Source organism: Brevibacillus borstelensis (assembly GCF_036700025.1).
Classification (GTDB): Bacteria; Bacillota; Bacilli; order Brevibacillales; family Brevibacillaceae; genus Brevibacillus; species Brevibacillus borstelensis.
The window spans coordinates 2,251,514-2,270,922 of the sequence record NZ_CP144922.1; the positions used below are offsets into that span (position 1 = coordinate 2,251,514).

The 19,409-nt window shown below is 51.8% G+C and carries 20 protein-coding genes, 8 tRNA genes and 1 pseudogene; 23 read left to right on the forward strand and 6 right to left on the reverse strand.

Annotation, left to right across the window (positions count from 1 at the left end; genetic code table 11):
* Positions 1–32 precede the first annotated feature (32 nt).
* The 6 genes and pseudogenes from gcvPA (at position 33) to V5G20_RS10435 (ending at position 5,695) form a co-directional block, all read left to right on the forward strand.
* Positions 33–1,334, forward strand: a pseudogene (gcvPA, locus tag V5G20_RS10410) (aminomethyl-transferring glycine dehydrogenase subunit GcvPA).
* Positions 1,331–2,824: an aminomethyl-transferring glycine dehydrogenase subunit GcvPB gene (gene gcvPB / locus V5G20_RS10415; RefSeq protein ID WP_122958239.1), complete on the forward strand. Its 1,494-nt coding sequence runs from the start codon at positions 1,331–1,333 to the stop codon at positions 2,822–2,824. The pseudogene gcvPA and the gene gcvPB overlap by 4 nt, the downstream one beginning before the upstream one ends.
* A gap of 462 nt (positions 2,825–3,286) precedes the next feature.
* Entirely contained in the window at positions 3,287–3,898 is a 612-nt protein-coding gene (locus V5G20_RS10420; protein WP_338463392.1) for an MFS transporter, read from the forward strand.
* A gap of 54 nt (positions 3,899–3,952) precedes the next feature.
* Positions 3,953–4,639, forward strand: coding sequence for an MFS transporter (locus V5G20_RS10425; protein WP_228006649.1), 687 nt, complete (start codon positions 3,953–3,955; stop codon positions 4,637–4,639).
* A 50-nt stretch (positions 4,640–4,689) separates the two neighbouring features.
* Positions 4,690–5,145 (forward strand): MarR family winged helix-turn-helix transcriptional regulator, encoded by a 456-nt coding sequence (locus V5G20_RS10430; protein WP_003386372.1) that lies wholly within the window; start codon positions 4,690–4,692, stop codon positions 5,143–5,145.
* 28 nt (positions 5,146–5,173) lie between these two features.
* Positions 5,174–5,695 carry a GrpB family protein gene (locus V5G20_RS10435; RefSeq protein ID WP_338463393.1) on the forward strand — a complete coding sequence of 174 codons (522 nt, stop codon included), beginning with the start codon at positions 5,174–5,176 and terminating at the stop codon, positions 5,693–5,695.
* A gap of 77 nt (positions 5,696–5,772) precedes the next feature.
* Here the strand turns inward: V5G20_RS10435 and V5G20_RS10440 are convergent, their stop codons facing one another.
* Together V5G20_RS10440 and V5G20_RS10445 are read right to left on the reverse strand one after the other, a co-directional pair.
* A complete protein-coding gene (locus tag V5G20_RS10440) occupies positions 5,773–6,270 on the reverse strand; it encodes a GNAT family N-acetyltransferase (protein WP_003386370.1) in 498 nt (165 codons plus the stop codon).
* 228 nt (positions 6,271–6,498) lie between these two features.
* Positions 6,499–6,849: a VOC family protein gene (locus tag V5G20_RS10445; RefSeq protein ID WP_122958241.1), complete on the reverse strand. Its 351-nt coding sequence runs from the start codon at positions 6,847–6,849 to the stop codon at positions 6,499–6,501.
* Positions 6,850–7,018: 169 nt separating this feature from the next.
* Between V5G20_RS10445 and V5G20_RS10450 the strand changes: the two genes are divergently transcribed.
* On the forward strand, positions 7,019–7,684 hold the full coding sequence (locus V5G20_RS10450) for a VOC family protein (protein WP_172920151.1): 666 nt from the start codon (positions 7,019–7,021) through the stop codon (positions 7,682–7,684).
* Between the two features lie 100 nt (positions 7,685–7,784).
* Here V5G20_RS10450 and V5G20_RS10455 read toward each other — a convergent pair whose 3' ends face one another.
* The gene (locus tag V5G20_RS10455) at positions 7,785–8,048 is read right to left on the reverse strand and encodes a hypothetical protein (protein WP_122958243.1); all 264 of its coding nucleotides are present in this window, start codon (positions 8,046–8,048) and stop codon (positions 7,785–7,787) included.
* Positions 8,049–8,136: 88 nt separating this feature from the next.
* Between V5G20_RS10455 and V5G20_RS10460 the strand changes: the two genes are divergently transcribed.
* Positions 8,137–8,355, forward strand: a complete 219-nt coding sequence (locus V5G20_RS10460) for a hypothetical protein (RefSeq protein WP_035988812.1) — start codon at positions 8,137–8,139, stop codon at positions 8,353–8,355.
* A 119-nt stretch (positions 8,356–8,474) separates the two neighbouring features.
* Here V5G20_RS10460 and V5G20_RS10465 read toward each other — a convergent pair whose 3' ends face one another.
* Positions 8,475–8,891 carry a DUF3899 domain-containing protein gene (locus tag V5G20_RS10465; protein WP_172920152.1) on the reverse strand — a complete coding sequence of 139 codons (417 nt, stop codon included), beginning with the start codon at positions 8,889–8,891 and terminating at the stop codon, positions 8,475–8,477.
* Between the two features lie 174 nt (positions 8,892–9,065).
* On the opposite strand from V5G20_RS10465, the gene V5G20_RS10470 reads away from it, so the two are divergent.
* From V5G20_RS10470 to thiM, 7 genes are all read left to right on the forward strand, one after another.
* Positions 9,066–10,736: a peptide ABC transporter substrate-binding protein gene (locus V5G20_RS10470; protein ID WP_003386363.1), complete on the forward strand. Its 1,671-nt coding sequence runs from the start codon at positions 9,066–9,068 to the stop codon at positions 10,734–10,736.
* A gap of 144 nt (positions 10,737–10,880) precedes the next feature.
* Entirely contained in the window at positions 10,881–11,813 is a 933-nt protein-coding gene (locus tag V5G20_RS10475; RefSeq protein WP_172920153.1) for an ABC transporter permease, read from the forward strand.
* Entirely contained in the window at positions 11,810–12,877 is a 1,068-nt protein-coding gene (gene opp3C / locus V5G20_RS10480; RefSeq protein ID WP_243015081.1) for an oligopeptide ABC transporter permease, read from the forward strand. The genes V5G20_RS10475 and opp3C overlap by 4 nt, the downstream gene beginning before the upstream one ends.
* A 23-nt stretch (positions 12,878–12,900) precedes the next feature.
* Positions 12,901–13,908, forward strand: coding sequence for an ABC transporter ATP-binding protein (locus V5G20_RS10485; RefSeq protein ID WP_003386360.1), 1,008 nt, complete (start codon positions 12,901–12,903; stop codon positions 13,906–13,908).
* Between the two features lie 388 nt (positions 13,909–14,296).
* Positions 14,297–14,962, forward strand: coding sequence for a YitT family protein (locus V5G20_RS10490; RefSeq protein WP_031932787.1), 666 nt, complete (start codon positions 14,297–14,299; stop codon positions 14,960–14,962).
* Positions 14,963–15,415: 453 nt separating this feature from the next.
* Complete coding sequence (locus V5G20_RS10495; protein ID WP_024985598.1) at positions 15,416–15,886, forward strand: hypothetical protein; 471 nt, start codon at positions 15,416–15,418, stop codon at positions 15,884–15,886.
* Between the two features lie 81 nt (positions 15,887–15,967).
* Complete coding sequence (thiM, locus tag V5G20_RS10500) at positions 15,968–16,777, forward strand: hydroxyethylthiazole kinase (RefSeq protein WP_371862612.1); 810 nt, start codon at positions 15,968–15,970, stop codon at positions 16,775–16,777.
* Between the two features lie 78 nt (positions 16,778–16,855).
* On the opposite strand, the gene V5G20_RS10505 is transcribed toward thiM, so the two are convergent.
* A complete protein-coding gene (locus V5G20_RS10505; protein ID WP_003386355.1) occupies positions 16,856–17,059 on the reverse strand; it encodes a hypothetical protein in 204 nt (67 codons plus the stop codon).
* A gap of 306 nt (positions 17,060–17,365) precedes the next feature.
* On the opposite strand from V5G20_RS10505, the gene V5G20_RS10510 reads away from it, so the two are divergent.
* From V5G20_RS10510 to V5G20_RS10545, 8 genes are all read left to right on the forward strand, one after another.
* Positions 17,366–17,458, forward strand: a tRNA-Ser gene (locus V5G20_RS10510).
* A 13-nt stretch (positions 17,459–17,471) separates the two neighbouring features.
* Positions 17,472–17,548, forward strand: a tRNA-Glu gene (locus V5G20_RS10515).
* 8 nt (positions 17,549–17,556) lie between these two features.
* Positions 17,557–17,643, forward strand: a tRNA-Leu gene (locus V5G20_RS10520).
* 3 nt (positions 17,644–17,646) lie between these two features.
* Positions 17,647–17,722 (forward strand) — tRNA-Gly (locus V5G20_RS10525).
* Positions 17,723–17,875: 153 nt separating this feature from the next.
* Positions 17,876–17,952 (forward strand) — tRNA-Arg (locus V5G20_RS10530).
* 74 nt (positions 17,953–18,026) lie between these two features.
* Positions 18,027–18,103 (forward strand) — tRNA-Pro (locus V5G20_RS10535).
* Positions 18,104–18,155: 52 nt separating this feature from the next.
* A tRNA-Gly gene (locus V5G20_RS10540) sits at positions 18,156–18,226 on the forward strand.
* Between the two features lie 14 nt (positions 18,227–18,240).
* Positions 18,241–18,316 (forward strand) — tRNA-His (locus V5G20_RS10545).
* Positions 18,317–18,384: 68 nt separating this feature from the next.
* On the opposite strand, the gene V5G20_RS10550 is transcribed toward V5G20_RS10545, so the two are convergent.
* Complete coding sequence (locus V5G20_RS10550; RefSeq protein WP_338463394.1) at positions 18,385–19,293, reverse strand: EamA family transporter; 909 nt, start codon at positions 19,291–19,293, stop codon at positions 18,385–18,387.
* Positions 19,294–19,409: the final 116 nt, after the last annotated feature.

Below are 19,409 nucleotides of genomic sequence, written 5' to 3' on the forward strand. Positions count from 1 at the left end.
ATTTGCCCCATACAGAGACAGAGCGTAAAGAAATGCTGGCGTTTTTGGGTTTGCAGCAGACAGAAGGACTGTTTGACCAAATTCCTGCCGAGATCAGGCTGAAGGAGCCGATCCAGATCCCGCAGGCTTGGTCGGAGCTGGAGCTGACCAGACAGTTTGGACGGATGGCCGCCAGAAACAAAAATACCGAAGAATATGTCTCGTTTTTGGGAGCCGGCGCTTATGAGCACGCGATTCCGGCAGTGGTTGAAGCCATCGTCGGCCGCTCGGAATTTTACACGGCATATACGCCTTACCAGCCGGAAATCTCGCAGGGCATCCTGCAGGCGATTTTTGAGTACCAGACGATGATTTGCGAATTGACCGGAATGGAAGTATCCAATGCTTCTCTATAAGACGGTCCAACAGCGATGGCAGAAGCGGGGATGATGGCTTGTGCGGCGACCAAGCGAACCAAATTGCTCGTCTCCAGGGCGGTTCATCCGGAATACCGGGAAGTCCTGAAAACATACGCTTACGGCCAACGGCTGGAGATCGTGGAAATTGGCGTGGGGGATGGGCTGACAGATTTGGACGAGCTGGGAGACCGGATGGGTGACGACATCGCCGGATGTATCGTCCAGTATCCGAATTTTTTCGGCTGCGTGGAACCGCTGGAAGAGCTGGCTGCTCTCACGCGTCATTGCGGGGCGCTGTTTATCGCGGTCGTCAATCCGATTGCGATGGGAATTTTGGAGCCGCCGGGTTCCTTTGGAGCAGACATCGTCGTGGCGGAGGGACAGCCGCTTGGAAATCCGCTGTCATTTGGCGGGCCTTATCTCGGCATTTTGGCGACCACCCGGGCGCTTGTTCGGCGGATGCCGGGCCGGATCATCGGGCAGACCACGGACCTCGACGGCAGACGCGCTTTCGTCCTTACCCTGCAGGCCAGAGAGCAGCATATCCGCCGGGAAAAGGCGACCTCCAACGTCTGCTCCAACCAGGCGCTCAATGCTTTGGCAGCGACCGTCTACCTCAGCTATATGGGCAAGCAGGGGCTCTGCGAAGTAGCGAGACAGTGCATGCTGAAAACGCAGTACGCGATTGAGCGTCTCACCTCCATCAAAGGAGTGGAGCGATTGTTTTCGACAGCCGTTTTTCACGAATGTGCGTTCAAGCTGCCGGCATCTCCTGCGGCAGTGAACAAAAAGCTTCTTGAGCACGGAATCATCGGCGGATACGAGCTGGCGAAAGACTACCCCAGATACGAAAACAGCGTTCTGCTTGCCTTTACGGAGGCGAGGACGAAAGAGGAGATCGATACATTAGCCGAGCGATTGGAGGCTGTGCTATGAGACAGGAAAAAGATCAGCCGCTTATTTTTGAATGGTCCCGGCCAGGCCGGAGCGCCTATAGCTTGCCAAAGCTCGATGTGCCGGAGCTTTCTGTGGAGGACATTCTGCCTTTGCCCTACATCAGAGCGAAGCGGGCCGAGCTGCCGGAAGTGAGCGAACTGGATGTCGTCCGGCATTATACGGCTCTGTCCCGCCGAAACCACGGAGTTGACAATGGTTTTATCCCGCTTGGCTCCTGCACGATGAAGTACAACCCGAAGCGAAATGAAAAAGTGTCCAAGCTGAGCGGATTTGCGTCCATTCATCCGTACCAGCCGGAGGAGACCGTGCAAGGGGCGCTGGAGCTGATGTACCATTTGCAAAAGGAGTTGGAGGCCATCACGGGGATGGACCAGGTCTCGCTGCAGCCGGCTTCGGGAGCTCAGGGAGAATGGGCAGGCCTGCTGATGATCCGGGCCTATCATGAGTCGCGCGGGGAAAAGCGGACCAAGGTGCTGATACCGGACGTATCCCACGGTACAAATCCTGCCTCGGCTGCCGTCGCCGGGTTTGAGAGTGTCACGATTGCCTCCAACGAGTACGGCGAGGTCGATCTCGAATCGCTCCGGCAAGCGGTAGGGCCGGATACCGCCGCCCTGATGCTGACCAATCCGTCTACGCTCGGTCTGTTCGACCGAAACATTCTGGAGATTGCCCGCATCGTCCATGAGGCAGGGGGACTGCTTTACTACGACGGAGCCAATTCCAACGCCATCCTCGGCTATGCCCGTCCGGGAGACATGGGATTCGACGTGGTGCACCTGAACCTGCACAAAACCTTTACCACCCCCCATGGCGGCGGAGGGCCGGGGGCGGGACCCGTCGGCGTCAAAAAGGAACTGATTCCGTTTCTGCCCGTACCGATCGTAGAGCGGGACCAGGACCGCTACCGGTTGAATGCAGACAAGCCGCAGTCGATCGGAAAGGTCAAGGGGTTCTACGGAAATTTCGGCATTCTGGTCAGGGCTTATGCGTATATGCGCACGATGGGACCGGACGGATTGAAGCTGGTGACCGAAGACGCGGTACTAAACGCCAACTATATGATGAGAAAGCTGCAGCCGCACATCGAGCTGCCCTACGACAGGACGTGTATGCACGAATTTGTCCTGTCAGCAAGGCAGCTCAGGAAAAAAGGGGTGCGGACGCTGGACATCGCCAAGCGGCTGCTCGATTTCGGCTATCACCCGCCGACAATCTACTTTCCGCTGAACATCGAAGAAGCGATGATGATCGAGCCGACCGAGACCGAAAGCAAGGAGACGCTGGACCAGTTTATCCAGACGCTCATCCGGATATGCGAGGAGATTGAGAGTAGCCCGGAGACCGTACAGGAAGCGCCGCACACAACTGTGGTGAACAGGCTGGATGAGGCGAAGGCAGCCCGCAATCCGATCCTCCGCTATCGGAGAGAGGAAGAAAATGGACGGGAGGGTTCGGTTTTGCGGTAAAAGGCGACGAGGCTGCAAGCCAAAGGCGTGATGGAATCGAGGAAACAGAAACATAGCGTTATGGCAGAAGAAAGAACCATAACGTCATGCTCGGAGAAGAAGCAAAAGACGTGCTCGGAAAGGCAAGCGATATGCTAGGAAAAGCAAACAGTGCGAAGGCAATTAAGCTTCGCACTGTTTCTTCCTTATGTGATTGAGGAAGGTCGAAAGAAAACACATTGACAACATATAGTATAGTGTCTAAACTAATGAATAGAAAAATTTGGCATATCCCTGGCGACAACAAACAATATGGATGAGGAGAGAATGGTCCAGGAATATTTTTTTGCATAATTTGTTTAGTATCTATACTGTATGGTAGGTCGGTGAAACGGCGAAATGAAAACGGAAATAATCAAGAAAAAAGAAGGCTCAAGCCGAAACCTTTTTTACATGCTTATGGCCATTTGTCTCGGAGCATTCGTGTCACATTTCACAGCAGGGATCGTCAACGTGTCGCTCCCTCGTTTGACGGAAACCTTCCATGCGGGAATTGGCACTGTTCAGTGGATCACGACCGGGTATTTGCTGGCTGTCGCTTCGCTTTTGCCCGTGATGGGAAAGCTTGGCGACCGCTATGGCCAACGCCGCATTCATAATCTCGGCTATGTTTGCTTTACGATAAGCTCGGTTTTGATCGCCTTTTCGCCGAATGTGGCCATCCTGCTGCTGCTGAGAGTGTTGCAAGCGGCCGGAGCTTCGATGTTCCAGGCGACAAATATCGCGTTGATCACTATGTATATGCCAAAGGAGCGGAGAGGCCGCTCGCTCGGAATTGTCAGTACGGCTGTAGCGCTTGGAGGGATGAGCGGTCCCATTGCGGGAGGCATGATCGCTCAATGGCTGAGCTGGCAGTGGCTGTTCCTGATTCACGTTCCCATTATCCTCTTTGCGACTTGGCTTGCCTTTCGCAGCATTCCGAACCAGGAACCGGAGAGAAAGCCGGGCACTTTTGACGGCATGGGGGCGGTTCTCTTTACCGCCGTCATCGGCATCGTCATCTTGGGCGTAACCCAGGGCCAGGTGTGGGGCTGAGGATCGCTGGGGCTTGTTTCGTTATTTGCCGCAGCTCTTGCCGCGCTGGTACTTCTGCTCTGGTGGGAGAAAAGGCAGGCTCACCCGTTTTTGCCCCTGCCGGTATTCAAAAACGCTGCTGTGACATCCGGCCTGTTCATCACGGGAAGCTCTTTTTTGCTCGCCAACACGATTTTGGTCGTCTTGCCGTTTTACTTGACCGGGTTGGTTGGAATCGTTCCTCTTGAAGTGGGGTACATCATGGCCGCTTATCCTCTCATACTTGCGGCTGCAGGGCCGTTTGCGGGGGCACTCTCGGATCGGTACGGCTCCCGGCTGTTCCAGTTTCTCGGCTTATGCGGCATGGGCGGAGGTTCTTTGATCCTGACGCTGTGGCTGGAGCAGCTGTCCATGCTGGAGATTGTCCTGACGCTTGCGTTGACAGGCTTTGGCATGGGGCTGGTAACGTCCCCGAACAACAGCTTCATTATGAAAAATGTCGCTTCCCACTACGTGGGTACGATTGGCGGAATGGTTGCCCTGATGCGAAATGTCGGGATGGTTTTCGGTGCGGCACTGGGCCTCGGGTTCATGAATGGAGTGTCCTTCGATGAAAAAGCACAGGCGATGGGTGCATTTACAAGCGTGTTCGGAATCAACGTCGCTATTTTTGTTTTGAGCATTGCGGTATTTGGATACGGCTTATTTTTGGACCGGAAAACCAAGGGAAGCCAAAAGCAAGAGACAAACCATTCTGTTTGACCCAAAACGGGCGCCTTGACACGGAATGGTTTAGAAACTAAAGTATGGGTATGAGAGAACAGCAAATTTTCCCACCCGAAAAAATGAATACAGGCAGTCAAAAACTGGGGCGCGTCATTTTGCAGCTTCAACGACTCGAGCGGCAGCCTCGAACGTTTGGGGAAGCGGGCGTGCTGACGCCGAGCGAAATTCATACAATCGACGCCATCGGCTGTGAGGGCGGCATCCTAATGAGTGCGCTTGCGTCCCGCCTCGGTGTGACAAAAGGTGCCGTGACCCAGCTCGTGACGCGCCTGGAAGCCAAGGCGCTGGTTACAAGGACGACACACCCGACAGATTCCAGAGCGGTGATGGTCTCGCTGACGGAAAAAGGGAAAGTGGCATATCGCATCCATGAGGAAATGCATCATGAATTTTATCAACAGCTTCGCCTGCAATTGGATCCTGACGAGATTGCCGTATTTGAAAAATGTTTAGATAAATTGAGTGAGCTGCTGCGTGACTAGTTCTGCATTAGGCAAAGGGGAAACCGTTATGAGACAGATTGAAGTCCTGCCCTATGACGAAGAGTGGGCGGCATTGTTTGAAAAAGAGAAGGAGCTTTTGCAGGGCATATTCTCCGAAGAGCTGGTCGCGATCCATCACATCGGCAGCACTTCGATCAGAGGAATGAAGGCAAAGCCGATCATTGACATCATGCCGGTCGTAAAAGACATTGAGCGGATCCATCTGTACAACGACTCCATGCGAATGGCCGGATATGAGCCCAAAGGGGAGAACGGGTTGCCTGGCCGCCGCTACTTTCAAAAAGGAGGCGACCAGCGAACACACCACGTCCATATGTACCAGCAAGGCCATCCCGATATCCACAGGCATCTTGCCTTCCGCGATTACGTAAGCAGCCACCCCGATGCAATGGCTGCTTATGCGAGCCTCAAGGAAGAGCTTGCCAAAAAATTCCGCTATGACAGCCAGGCGTACGCAGACGGCAAAAGCGGACTTGTGCGACAGATCGATAAGGCAGCTCTCGCTTGGTATCTAAACAGAACTAGTTAGGTTAGTGGTATTTTGCTGAGGCAACCCAATGAGAACCCGGTTGGTCCCGTCTCGCCATCCATCCATGAACCGATCACTTATTCGAGAAGCAATTGATAAAACGCCACATCGTGGTATTCCCCGAATTTGTACCCCACCTGACGAAAAACCCCCACTGGCTGAAATCCAAACTTGACGTGAAGCTGAGCGCTGGATTCATTGCCTCCGGTGATTCCGGCGACCAGCGCGTGGTAGCCAAGTTCTTTCGCCGCCGCGATAAGCTTTGTCATCAACAGCCCTCCGATTCCCTTTCCATGATGATCATGATGAACGTAGACAGAAGATTCCGCTGTCTGGTTGTACGCGGGCTTCTCCCGAAACGTGCCAAGCGACGCATATCCTACTACCGATCCGTTTTCTACTGCCACCAGCAAGGGGTGCTGCTCGTCGTATTTTTGGAACCATTTCTTTCGCTGCTCGAGCGTTTGTTCCACCAGGTCGAACGTGGCAGGAGAAGTCCGTACGACGTGATTGTATATTTCCAATAGGACGGGCAAGTCGTGTTCGGTTGCTTTTCTTACGGTAATAGAAGACATGCTGTTCACCACCTGACGAATTTGAGTCAATTATATGTCAGGTTTTCTTACATGAACAAGAGAAAAGTTTCCTAAGCTTTGGACTTCCCAGATTCAGGGACAAAAAAATGGTGCCGTTTTAAAGGGGATTGCTAATGATTGGAGAATAACATACTTATTGATTTAATAAGTATATAGAACGCCTGCCTTAAATCGGCAGACTCCTCGCCCATAGTTTGCTTGCTGCCGTTATTTATACTGAATCAACCCGATTCCCAAGCCAACAGGGTCTGCCAGATAAGCCAGGTAAAACTCGTCGAACTCCATTTTATCCCGGACTATTTTGGCTCCGCTCTCTACCGCCTTGGCCAGTGTATCGTCCAGCGAGTCCACCTCGATGACAACCCGTGTCCCGTGCGGATAATCGCTTGGACCGAGTGCAATGCCGCCATGAATTCCGGGCTTGGTATCGGAGCCAGTCGTGACTTCGCGATAGTCCCAGTGAGGTTCTGCAATTTTCCAATCAAATACGGATGAATAGAACGCTGCTGCTTTTTCAGGGTCTTGGCTGTTGAATTCAAACAAAACGACTCGTGCCATTCGTGCGCCTCCCATTGTTTGACAAGTTGTCAGAGTATTCTTCAAATCCATTGCAATTCCTTCTTGGAGATAGGGGCTTTTTTTCTCGGGGTGGTGAGTTGTCCGCCCGAATAGTCGAAAGCTGTCCGCTCGCGTAGTCAGTGAGTGAAGTTTCATGGAGGAGGATATTATGAATTTTCATGTGCTTTCAGTCGTGACCAGCAAGCTTTCAGACATGAAGAGGTTTTATACCGAAGTGCTCAGGCTTCCATTAACGTCGGAAGACTCCGCATCGTTTACAGTAAAGGCAGGCAGCTCGCTCCTGCGTTTTTCCGAGTCGGCGGAGCCCGCTTTCTATCATTATGCGTTTGCGATTGCCAAGCCGCATTTTGAAGCGTGCCTTCAACGAATAAAAAAGCACCAAGGCTTGCTGCGAGACCGGGATGGAGAGGAACGGATGACTTCAGTGATCTGGAAAGGAAGCCAGATATATTTCGAAGACCCGGAAGGAAATATTGTAGAAGTGCTTTCCTTTGAGGAAGAGGGAGCCGAAGGAGGGTGGCTGCGCATTCAGGAGATTGGAATGCCGGTCCCGGATGTAGCTGCCTTCGCCGAGAAGCTTTCCGTTTTGGGCAGCGAATTTGAAGCGGAAAGCGATACATTTCGCTTTTTCGGTGATCGGCGTGGGGTATTGGTGCTCGTAAAGCAAGGACGTTCCTGGTTTCCGACCAACCGTCCGGCCGCGATTCATCCGATCATCGTGGAGGTGGAGCAAAGGAGCGGAGAAAGTGAAGGAGAAAGAGGTCTATTCACCATCGAGCAACCCGAGCTTGGGTATACGATTACGGTACGCTAAGCTAATCTAAGCGGATTCTATTTGCGGAGAAGCGATCCGATCAACAGCATACCCGCACCCGGAACTTGTGCCGGGAGAGGTGATCCATTTGCATTTCCAATCATTGCCTGCTATGGATCGCTTTTTGCGCCTTATGCTCATCCTCCGGACGGACAAAAATTTCATAGGTAGTGGTGCGGTCGGTACGGGGGAACATTACACTAGAAGTATCCAAACCCAAATGATTGATGTCATTTGGCGATTTTGTCCGGTAGCTGATGCCGTGAGCCTGCAATTTTGCCGCGGCTTTGGCATACGCTTCGGTGCCGACCGCTATATGCACCAGGCACTTGTGTCGAGAAAAAAACCTGGAAAACAGACCCATTCATAAATGCCCCCAATCCCTTTATTTTCCAAAAGCGAAGCCGTATACTTATATCAATGATTTTAGCTGAAGAGAGGGAAGCCTACCAATGAAGTCTTTTTTGCTGATCGGTTGGTTGATACTGCTTGCAGGGGCAATTCTTTCGCGTGTCAATCCCAGGTTCAGAAGCATCCGGTTAATCGGGGACGGTGCCTTTCCGTTTCTTTTGTACATCACTGCCCCTGATTTGTGGCCGCTCTGTCTGGGCCTGTTTTTCCTCCTGTACGCCGCGGAAATCTTTCGAATGTATCGAGAGCAGAGGAATTGATCCTCCTTGCGTCTCTGTCCAGCCTTCGCTGTCAGATTTTCCTGTCTTCCGGAATTGGTCCTGATTGTATTCGTCGTATCTCCTGTTTGAAAATATTCCAAATGAGCAAGATAGATCTCCTATTTTATGAAAAGAAGCGAAAAAATAAAACTGACCGCAAAATAGCCGGCTCCCGCCCAAAAAAACGGACCGTGGGGGATCAGCCGCGGCTGAAACGACACGTCGTCCTGTCCGGTTAGCTCATACATCCCTTCGTTCTGCCCGCCTTCGACCTTACGAATGTATGATTCCTGCCTCCGCCAAGAAGCAAAAAAACGCTTGCAACTGATCCAGAAGGCGGTAAAAAATTGCCCCTGGATGACGAAAAGCACGCCCCATGCCATCAGCAGCAGAAGAGAAGCGTAGCAGAGGCCGTCTGCGAATCCGCCAAGCGACAGCGGGGAGGGAGAGAAAAAGCCAAATGCCAGAGCAAAGAGGGGAGGACCTGCAATCAGCGACGCCATTTGCCATCCGGAAGACCAATTTGCAGTCGACATGCGATCTCTCCTTATAAAAAAAGATGTAGGCAAGCTGAATAGATTCAGCGCATGTAAAATATTACTGTATTTTCCGAAAATAACTTGACTGACAATTCTAAAAAGTTGTATTTTATCTCTAGTATATCCTACCAAAAGATGGAACGTCCATCAAATCGAACAATGGGGGGCACTATGAGACGAAAAAAGAAAGGCTTATCCTTAGTCATCGCGTTGTTGATGGCGTTTACTGTGGCCGGATGCAATTTCAACTCCGAACAGACAAATACGCAGACACCGGCGCCAAATAACGGCAATCAAACCGCTGAGCCAACCGCGGGGAAAAAGGTACTGCGGATTTATGACTCGGACGAGATCCCGACGCTGGATACCGCTCAAGTACACGAAGATGTCTCGTTCGCGGTCGTGAACAACACGATGGAGGGCTTGTATCGCAGAGACGCGAACAGCCAGCCGTATTTGGCGATGGCGGAGAAGCACGATATGTCCCCGGACGGTCTGGTACATACCTTCAAGATTCGCGAAAATGCCAAATGGAACAATGGCGAGCCGGTAACCGCACATGACTTTGAGTTCGCCTGGAAAAAGGTATTTCAGGCGGCCGGCCACTACAGCTTTATGTTCGAGACAGCAGCGGTCCTCAATTCTACTGCGATTCTCAAAGGAGAAAAGAAGCCGGAGGATCTCGGTGTAAAGGCATTGGATGACCGCACGCTGGAAGTCAAGCTGGAGTACCCCAACCCGCTGTTGAATCAGCTTCTTTCCTTCCCGACATTCTTCCCGCAGAAGAAGGAGTTCGTCGAGAGCAAAAAGGAGAAATACGGCCTGGAATTCGACACGGTGCTGTACAACGGCCCCTTCATGCTGACGGAATGGAAGCACGATCAGGGCTGGAAGTACGAGAAAAACCCGAACTATTGGGATAAAGACAAGGTCAAGCTGGATCAAATCGACGCCTATGTCGTAAAGGATGTCTCTACGGCATTGACTCTGTATGAATCGGGTCAAATCGACCGGGTGGAGCTGACTTCTTCCTTCGTGGATCAGTACAGGGACAAAGAGGGCTTCCTGACGATCAAGGACCCGTCTATCCGTTTCTTGCGCTTCAATCATACGCATCCTGCACTGGGCAATGTGAACATTCGCCGGGCAATCAACCTGGCCTGGGATAAACAGGGACTCACGGATGTCATTTTAAACGACGGTGCTACCCCGCTATATGGCATGGTTCCCGGTGGATTCTTCTTCTCGCCCGAAGGAAAGGATTTCCGACAGCTCAATGGCGATATCAACAAAGGGACGGTAGAGCAGGCACAGGAATTCTGGAAAAAAGGATTGCAGGAAACAGGGCTGAGCGAAGTGAAGGTAGCGCTTAACCTTGCCGATACAGATACGCAGAAAAAAGTGGGCGAATACTTAAAGAACCAACTGGAGAAAAATCTCCCCGGCTTTACGCTTGAGCTGAAATCAGTACCGACCAACCAACGGCTTGAGCTCGAAAAGGCGGTCAATTACGACATCTCGCTTTCAAGCTGGGGACCGGACTACAGCGATCCGATGACCTACATTGACATGTGGGTGACAGGCGGCTCAGCCAACCGGATGAAATACTCAAATGCAAAGTACGACGAAATGGTAAAACAGGCCAAGATGGAGACCGATATGTCCAAGCGCTTCCAGATGATGCTGGAGCTGGAGAAGATGCTGCTTGATCAGGACGTGGCTGTCGCGCCTGTTTATCAGGAAGGGCTTGCAGTATTGCAGCGGCCGACGGTGAAGGATTACGTCGTTCTGCCAACAGCGCCGAGGTACAACTACATGTGGGTGGATATTGCAGGGCAGTAATTGACGGTATCATTATCCAATGACCAAAAAAAGAGGATCGCATTTGCGTATCCTCTTTTCACCTGTAAATCACGGGAGAGCATAACCCTCCCGTTTTCCGATTTTTTGCGAAGCGGACAGCCAGACTGAAGATGGGGTGAACAAATGGGAGCTTATTTGCTGAAACGGGTTGGATACATGCTGGTGACGCTGTTTATCATTGCAACTGCTACTTTCTTTTTAATGAAGACGCTCCCCGGCACACCTTTCACCAATGCCGACCGGTTGAATGAGCAGCAGTTGGAAAACATGAAGGCCAAATACGGACTGGATCAGCCGGTTGCCATTCAGTACGTTCGCTATTTGGCCAATCTGGTCCAAGGCGATTTGGGCATGTCATTTAAATTTATGGGCAGAAGTGTAAACGAGGTGATCTTTGAGCGGATCGGTCCATCGGCGCTGATCGGATTTCAGGCGCTGATCGTGGGGACGTTTGTCGGGCTTGGGCTCGGGGTTGTCTCAGCGCTCCGGCATAACAGCATCTGGGACTACACCTCGGTTACGCTGGCTGTGTTGGGGATGTCGATCCCCCCCTTTGTCTTTGCCGCTCTTTTGCAGTATTACCTGGGATTGAAATGGGGCTTGTTGCCGCCGGCTCTGTGGAAGGGGTACGAGTACACCATTTTGCCGACTCTTGCGCTTTCGGTTACGGTAATCGCTACCGTCGCCAGGTTCATTCGGACGGAAATGCTGGACGTGATCAGTCAGGATTACGTCATGACTGCCCGGGCCAAAGGCTTGTCCGAGACGGGTGTAATCGTAAAACACGTCCTGCGAAACGCCTTGATTCCCGTCGTGACGATGCTCGGACCGCTCGCCGTCAACATTATGACAGGGACGCTTGTGATCGAGAAGATCTTCTCTGTTCCGGGTCTGGGCGAGCAATTTACGCTGTCCATCGTCGTCAATGATTACAGCGTAATTATGGGGATTACGCTTTTTTACAGCTTGCTCTTTATCCTGATGGTTTTCGTGGTGGACATCCTGTATGGTCTGCTTGATCCGAGAATCAGCGTGAGAGGAGCGAAGGCGAAATGAGTGCTGAACTGGGAAAAAACGAATCGACTCTGGTGTCGCAAGTACATAGCCATTCGTCTGTCTTTCCGCCTGCCGAAGTCACGGATGACCTGTTCGTCCATGAACCGCTTGACTCTCGGTTGCAAGAGCAGGTATCGGGCCAGACCGTTTCTGTTTGGAAGGATGCCTGGAGACGGCTGCTGAAAAACAGGGGAACCGTTATTGCGATGTGCATCATCGTCCTGATCACACTCTTGGCATTGATCGGACCGCAGTTGTCTGGACGACCCTACGACGAACAAAATCTGACGTTTTCCAACCTGCCGCCCAAGGTAGCTGGCCTGGAATGGCTCGGTTTTGACGGGAAGGATGCCAAAGGAATCGATCAATACGAGGCAAGAGGAATCACCGAGCACTTTTGGTTCGGAACGGATGAATTCGGGCGAGACCTCTGGACGCGTGTCTGGAAGGGGACGCAAATATCGCTTACCATCGCCCTTTTGGCGGCACTGCTTGATTTGTTCATCGGAGTGGCCTACGGCGGAATCTCTGCCTTTTACGGCGGAAAGATCGACAATGTAATGCAGCGCATCATCGAAGTGCTCGTAGGCATACCAAACTTGATCGTGATTATTTTGTTCATCTTGATCCTTGATCCGGGGATTTTCTCCATCGTCTTGGCTATGATCGTGACCGGCTGGGTCGGAATGGCCCGTGTCGTACGCGGGCAGATGATGCAGATCAAGGCGCAGGAATTTGTGCTCGCTTCCCGGGCCCTTGGCGCTTCCAACTCCCGATTGATCGTCAAGCATCTTTTGCCAAACGCGGTCGGCCCGATCCTGGTCACACTGATGTTTACGATTCCGACTGCCATCTTTTTCGAAGCGTTTCTCAGCTTTATCGGGCTGGGCTTGCAGCCTCCGCTTGCATCGCTGGGCGTCCTTATCCAGGACGGGTACGTGTCCATGCGTTATTTCACCTACAAGCTCGTTTTCCCGGGCATTGTGATCAGCGCCTTGATGATCAGCTTCAACCTGTTGGCTGACGGACTGAGGGACGCGCTTGATCCGCGCATGAAAAAATAGCCGGAATAGAAGGGAGACAAACCATGTACGAACCGATCTTGTCCGTAGACAATTTGCACGTCTCGTTTCATTCCCAGAACCGGGTGGTCAAAGCCGTCAGGGGAGTCAGCTTTGCGCTGCAAAAAGGGGAGACGCTGGCGATCGTGGGAGAATCCGGTTCAGGCAAATCAGTGACAGCGAAAAGCCTGATGCGGATGCTGCCGGCCCAAACTGCCAAAATAACGGAGGGCGCCATCCGCTATGACAATCAGGATGTGCTGTCCTTTTCGCCGCGCGAGCTGCAAAAGCTGCGGGGCAAAGAGATCTCCATGGTCTTTCAGGACCCGATGACATCGCTCAATCCGACGATGAAAATCGGCCGCCAAATCATGGAGGGGTTGGCCAAGCATGAAAAGTTGACGAAGTCGGAGGCAAAGCAAAAGGCGATTCAGATGCTGGAGATGGTCGGGATTCCGCAGGCAGCCGAGCGGATCGATGCCTATCCCCATCAATTTTCCGGAGGAATGCGACAACGAGTCGTCATCGCCATCGCGCTCGCCTGTCGACCGAAGGTGCTGATCGCCGATGAACCGACAACGGCTCTGGATGTCACCATTCAGGCGCAAATTCTCGACCTGATGCGCGGACTGCAGAAGCAGACAGGGACGTCTATCATCCTGATCACGCATGATTTGGGAGTCGTGGCCAATATGGCCCAGCGAGTTGCCGTCATGTATACGGGAGAAATCGTCGAGATCGGGCCTGTCCATGAGATATTCACGAGGCCGCAGCATCCCTACACGAAGGGATTGCTGCAATCGATGCCCCGTCTGGACGCGGACCGCTCCGAGCCGCTGGTGCCGATCCCGGGGTCTCCGCCCGATGTGACCAGGCTGATGGGTGGATGCTCTTTTGCCCCTCGCTGTCCCTATGTGATGCGGGTGTGCCATCATTTTTCGCCCCAATCGACGAGCCTTGGTCCGGAGCATCAGGTTTCCTGTTGGCTGCAAGACAGGCGGGCAGAGGAGATGCGCCGCTCCTTTTGCTCATGAGTGCAAAAAAGCGAGGGAAACAGAGCAAACCCTATCGGTTCATTGCAAAATCCTGATCTTGCCGAGGAGCCATTTGCAAAAAAACGAAAAAACGGCCGTTTTTGAAGGTCTATGCGGAATAGCCGGATTCGGAGAGTTCCATTTTTTGTGATACAATAAAGACATCTCAAAAACGGAAAGGATCAGGATACCAATGGTTCCGTATAGGAGCGTATGGAAACGTTATGATCTCTCCTACACATAGCGTCGCAGCATGTCGATCGTCACTAGGGCGACTCAACCTGCTGCGAAAGTGAGGAAATACGTATGGAACGCTGTCTGTATGTCAGAAGTTCCTCAGTGGTCGGTTGGGCGCTCAAGCCAAAACCGATGACATTGCGAGGAATTAATGATGAGGAGAGCAAAACCGTTACGACAACAGTTTGCACAGCTTAGTTTGATTTTGTTCGGATCTTGTTTATTGGCATTTGCGTATTACCATATCAACTTCCAAAACCACTTGTCGGAGGGCGGATTCGTAGGCTTGGCGCTTTTGGCCAAGTACGGCTTTAATCTCCCGCCGGCTGCGACGATGCTCGTCCTGGACATCCCGCTTTTTATCATGGCGTGGTTGCTGAAAGGACGCCAGTTCATCTGGAACACCATACTTGCGTCGCTTGCCTTTTCAGGCTTTTATGAATTGTTTGAACGATTTTCGCCTATCGTAATCAATTTGAGTGACTATATGCCGGTCGCCTCCCTGCTTTCCGGGGTGTTGACTGGCCTGGCAACAGGGATTGTTCTGCGCTTCGGCGCTGCTACGGGCGGGGATGACATCATGTCTGTCCTGCTCAGCAAATATACCGGTCTGTCGATCGGGACGATCTTTCTCCTGTTGGACTGCATGGTGCTTAGCCTGTCGTTCCTGTATTTGCCGGTCAAAGAGGTGCTGTACACCATTTTGGCGGTCTTGATCGCCAGCAGGGTGATTAACTGGACGATTGGAAAAGGAACGACGGAGGAAGAAGAGAACGTCCATGGACCTGTCCGGGGCGTTTCGACAAGCCACCGATGAGTTTTGACGAAAGCGATAGAAGTATCCATTTTCAATCTGGATCCGACAAGCGACAGGAGGGCCTCCTGTTGCCAAGCGAAAAGACCCGAGGGTTATCCCCGGGTCTTTTTTTGGCTGGGGATACTGCAACTTTTCAATCCACAGCCGTAAACGTAACAAATAGACATGTACCAGCAATCTGGGCAAGTGCCCCAGAACGTGTCATCGGTAGGCGAATACCTTAACAGAGGAGAGGGAAAACTGTCTGCAAGGAAATGCAGTCAGCGGCGAGAACTGCCTTCGACATCTATTTAATAGGAAACGATAAAATTACCGGAGCAAATGAAGCATTCAATTGCCAATAAAAATCATTCTCATCGTTGACAGATAATGATTTTCATTATACGATGGTAATGATAATTGATCTCAGTGACGAAGCGATTGCTTTGCTAGTCCTTTTTGCGGGAGGGTGCCATGCGTTATCAAATCAATGGTTACACAGACATGTACACGGTGTTGGCAAATGAACGTAAGGTGGGCGGTGCTGTCGAGGCGGGCTTGATTCGCCTGCGGACCGGTGAAGAGTTCACCAATGCGGTTCTGACGCGGCTTGAAATGTCTGATGCACAGTTTTGTTCGCTTGGCTTTGTCACCCAGGAAGGCAAGCGTCTGATTGTCCATGTGAATGATGTCAGCATGGTTGCAGATGCCGTACATATCAACGTATGTGATCTGAAAAACGAAGTCATGAGGGCGGAAAAAACTGCTGAGCGACTCAAACGGCTGAAGCGGCTATGCGAACTGAATGAAGGCAGCTGTACGCCGACATTCCGCGAAGAAGCACTCCTTCTGGCGGAAGATATCGGGATGGAACTGGCCAGAGGTCATGTCGATTTGTCGTTCCTCCCGGATACGGAAAAAGCGAAAGTGGTGCGAATCGCCTAAAACAAAATTCAAGGCGGCATGTATGAAACAGCGTACATGCTGCCTTCTTACGTTTTGGAAACAGGAGTGAAGGAAAACATGATCAGCTTGCATGATATTGCCCGAACATTAGAACGAGTACGAGAGAAGAAGCCACTCGTGCATAATATCACAAACGTGGTGGTCACCAATTTTACAGCCAACGGATTGCTTGCTCTGGGGGCTTCGCCTGTCATGGCATATGCCCGCGAAGAGGTGGCAGACATGGCCAGACTTGCCGGGGCGCTCGTGTTGAACATCGGTACACTGAATCAGCCGGAAGTAGAAGCTATGATTATTGCCGGGAAGGCAGCCAATCAGCAGCAGGTGCCGGTTATTTTCGACCCTGTGGGGGCTGGCGCGACTTCGTACCGGACAGAGACAGCCAGACGCATTCTGCAGGAGGTCAACGTTTCTTTGCTGAGAGGCAATGCGGCCGAGATTGCCCATGTCATCGGAGAAAACTGGACCATCAAGGGTGTGGATGCAGGGGAAAGCAATGGGGATATTGTCGCGCTGGCGAAAAAGGCCGCGCTGCATTGGAAAACGCACGTGGTCATCACCGGACGGGAAGATATCATTACGGATGGCACTGCCGCGTATCTTATCAAGAACGGTCATCCCATTTTGACAAAGGTTACCGGGACGGGGTGTCTGTTGACTTCGGTGATCGGCGCTTTCGCTTCGGTTGAACAAACCCTCTTGACAGCAGGAGCAGCGGCTCTGGTCAGCTACGGGGTTGCAGCCGAGCTTGCCGCGGAAAAAACAGAGGAAAAAGGCCCTGGCAGTTTTCAAATTGAATTTCTGAATCAACTGGCGATGGTGTCATCGGAAGATATTTTGCGGTATGGTGCTGTGGCTGTTGCGATGTAGGGCCGTTTCGAGGAAAAATTTGCGCATTGAGCATTTAGATCGAAAGAATGAGGCGGGTACACATTGGATGCGATCGACTTACCGGATCATGGATGCAATGTAGCTGTATTTTTTCAGCGTGTACGACAGAAGCTTTTGCTGATGCTCAGACAGTGACAGAAAAACAAACTCCACCTGATCTTGTTCGAGCGGGCGAACGTAGTATTTGGAAATGCCGTGCCTGACGATCTCTTTGTTTAGTCTGGCGGCGATTCCCGCGTCGGTACGTATGTGTATTTCCACTGGTTACTCTCCCTCCTTGACCACAAAATAGCGTACCAGAATCAGGCAAAGAAAAACGTCGGACATGTGACGAAAAAAAGTCCGATCTGTTACCAAGTTGTGTACCTGAACGTGCAATTTCGAATTGTGAAAAATATCCGACTGCCTTGCCTTTGTCTAGAGAAATTCGCATCAGATGAGAAATCGCGTACAGATGGCTGTCAAACATGCGAGAAGTGGAAGGGAAAAAGAAGGTATTGAAATAACTCTTGTTTTATGATATAGTCATTTGTGTCAAAACGGACAAACACAATGTGATTTGGTACTGGATGGATGTCCGAGTGGCCGAAGGAGCACGATTGGAAATCGTGTAGACGGGGATGACTCGTCTCGTGGGTTCAAATCCCACTCCATCCGCCATCTTGCTTAAAATGGCCCGTTGGTGAAGCGGTTTAACACAGCAGCCTTTCACGCTGTCATACAGGGGTTCGAATCCCCTACGGGTCACCATAACTCATGCGGTCGTGGCGGAATTGGCAGACGCGCTAGATTCAGGTTCTAGTGGTGGCAACACCGTGGAGGTTCAAGTCCTCTCGACCGCACCATATGCGGACGTAGCTCAATTGGTAGAGCGTCGCCTTGCCAAGGCGAAGGTCGCGGGTTCGAGCCCCGTCGTCCGCTCCATGATGCGTATGCAGGTCTCTCACCCGTGCCGGGTTTACCCTCGTGGTAAAACACGAAGAATTGCTCGGGTACTTCAGATTTGGCTGCGCAAAGAAGGATACTCGACGAGGTATTGCCAATGGAAGCGAGCCCCGTCGTCCGCTCCATATATATGTGCCCTTAGCTCAGCTGGATAGAGCGTTTGACTACGAATCAAAAGGTCGGGAGTTCGAATCTCTCAGGGCACGCCATTTATCCCCCCAGCAAGGGGAGGTACCTCGGTTGATCTGATAGCCTTTTGCGAAAGGCATGATTCATTTTGCATCGGGAAGTGGCTCAGCTTGGTAGAGCGCTTGGTTCGGGACCAAGAGGTCGCAGGTTCAAATCCTGTCTTCCCGACCATCTTTGTTTTTTTTCTCGAATAGTTGGCTACTATAAATAGAAGCAAGATCGTGCGGGTGTAGTTCAATGGTAGAACCCCAGCCTTCCAAGCTGGTCGCGTGGGTTCGATTCCCATCACCCGCTCTTTTTCATTTATGGCGGTCGTGGCGAAGTGGTTAACGCACCGGATTGTGGCTCCGGCACTCGTGGGTTCGATTCCCATCGATCGCCCCATCTGTCAAACAGCAAAAAAGCCCAGTGTTTGTCCAATTGGACAGCCACTGGGCTTTTTTTTGCTGGGATTACATGCTTTTCTCGCTCAAAATGGCTGTGGTCGAACGCGCTTGCTTCAATCTGATTTGCGGGACGATGATCGCGAGCATGATCAGCGTGACGCCGGCCCATCGCAGTCCGGACACCTGCTCATGGAGAACGAAGCTGGACAAGAGGACGACCGTAGGCAATTCGATTGCACTGAGAATCGTCGCTACGCCATTGCCCAGACGAGGAACCCCGATCGCAAGGCAAAGAATCGGGATGACCGATCCAAAGCAGGCGACCAGCAGAGCGTACGGAAGCAGGCCGTCCAAAAGCCTGCCATTGATCAGGAAGGCAGGGGGGTACACCAACGAAAGCAGAATGGCTGCCAAACTGATGGAAATGGCGCTGCGCAAATAAGGATTCATGTCAGGGACGAGCCGCCCGCTGAAAAAGATGACCATCGCAAAGGTGGCGCCTGAGAGCAGTCCAGTCACGAGTCCGTACAGACTGACGCTCTTCAGGCTGTCTATGCCGAGTCCGCTGGCAAGCACCGTCCCGATGCCGAGCAGAACAAGAGACAGCCATTTTTCACGAGTCGGCCATTTCCGGTCTGCGATCGCTTCGATCATCACGCCAATCCATGTAAATTGAAACAACAGGACGATGGCGAGCGACGCGGACACTTGACTGACCGATTGATGATACAGAAAGCTGGTCGCGGCCATCATCACGCTGACAGGCAGCAAAATGAACACATAACGCCAGCGAAAGCGTTCCCTGGATAAAAAGAAGGCGACCGCGATCATGATGAGACCGCCAAAGATTAATTGGCTGCTGCTCATTTCATAGGGGGAATATCCTGCGTGAAAGGCTGCTTTCATGATAATAGAGAGGATTCCGTAGCTGACAGCTCCCGCGAGAACGAGAATCACGCATTTCCAGTATGACATTAGTAAACTTCCTTTCTTCTGACTAAACAAATAATTGATGGGACCTATTGTACTATAGAAGCAAACTTGATACAATAAAAGTTTATACCATGCTTTATCGTGATAATTAGGTAATA

Excerpts from the sequence above, each read along its gene's own strand:
- gcvPB (WP_122958239.1), top strand. The coding sequence starts at position 1,331 with ATGAGACAGGAAAAAGATCAGCCGCTTATTTTTGAATGGTCCCGGCCA.
- V5G20_RS10430 (WP_003386372.1), top strand. The coding sequence starts at position 4,690 with ATGAGAGAACAGCAAATTTTCCCACCCGAAAAAATGAATACAGGCAGT.
- V5G20_RS10435 (WP_338463393.1), top strand. The coding sequence starts at position 5,174 with ATGAGACAGATTGAAGTCCTGCCCTATGACGAAGAGTGGGCGGCATTG.
- V5G20_RS10440 (WP_003386370.1), bottom strand. The coding sequence starts at position 6,270 with ATGTCTTCTATTACCGTAAGAAAAGCAACCGAACACGACTTGCCCGTC.
- V5G20_RS10445 (WP_122958241.1), bottom strand. The coding sequence starts at position 6,849 with ATGGCACGAGTCGTTTTGTTTGAATTCAACAGCCAAGACCCTGAAAAA.
- V5G20_RS10450 (WP_172920151.1), top strand. The coding sequence starts at position 7,019 with ATGAATTTTCATGTGCTTTCAGTCGTGACCAGCAAGCTTTCAGACATG.
- V5G20_RS10455 (WP_122958243.1), bottom strand. The coding sequence starts at position 8,048 with ATGGGTCTGTTTTCCAGGTTTTTTTCTCGACACAAGTGCCTGGTGCAT.
- V5G20_RS10460 (WP_035988812.1), top strand. The coding sequence starts at position 8,137 with ATGAAGTCTTTTTTGCTGATCGGTTGGTTGATACTGCTTGCAGGGGCA.
- V5G20_RS10465 (WP_172920152.1), bottom strand. The coding sequence starts at position 8,891 with ATGTCGACTGCAAATTGGTCTTCCGGATGGCAAATGGCGTCGCTGATT.
- V5G20_RS10470 (WP_003386363.1), top strand. The coding sequence starts at position 9,066 with ATGAGACGAAAAAAGAAAGGCTTATCCTTAGTCATCGCGTTGTTGATG.
- V5G20_RS10475 (WP_172920153.1), top strand. The coding sequence starts at position 10,881 with ATGGGAGCTTATTTGCTGAAACGGGTTGGATACATGCTGGTGACGCTG.
- opp3C (WP_243015081.1), top strand. The coding sequence starts at position 11,810 with ATGAGTGCTGAACTGGGAAAAAACGAATCGACTCTGGTGTCGCAAGTA.
- V5G20_RS10485 (WP_003386360.1), top strand. The coding sequence starts at position 12,901 with ATGTACGAACCGATCTTGTCCGTAGACAATTTGCACGTCTCGTTTCAT.
- V5G20_RS10490 (WP_031932787.1), top strand. The coding sequence starts at position 14,297 with ATGATGAGGAGAGCAAAACCGTTACGACAACAGTTTGCACAGCTTAGT.
- V5G20_RS10495 (WP_024985598.1), top strand. The coding sequence starts at position 15,416 with ATGCGTTATCAAATCAATGGTTACACAGACATGTACACGGTGTTGGCA.
- V5G20_RS10550 (WP_338463394.1), bottom strand. The coding sequence starts at position 19,293 with ATGTCATACTGGAAATGCGTGATTCTCGTTCTCGCGGGAGCTGTCAGC.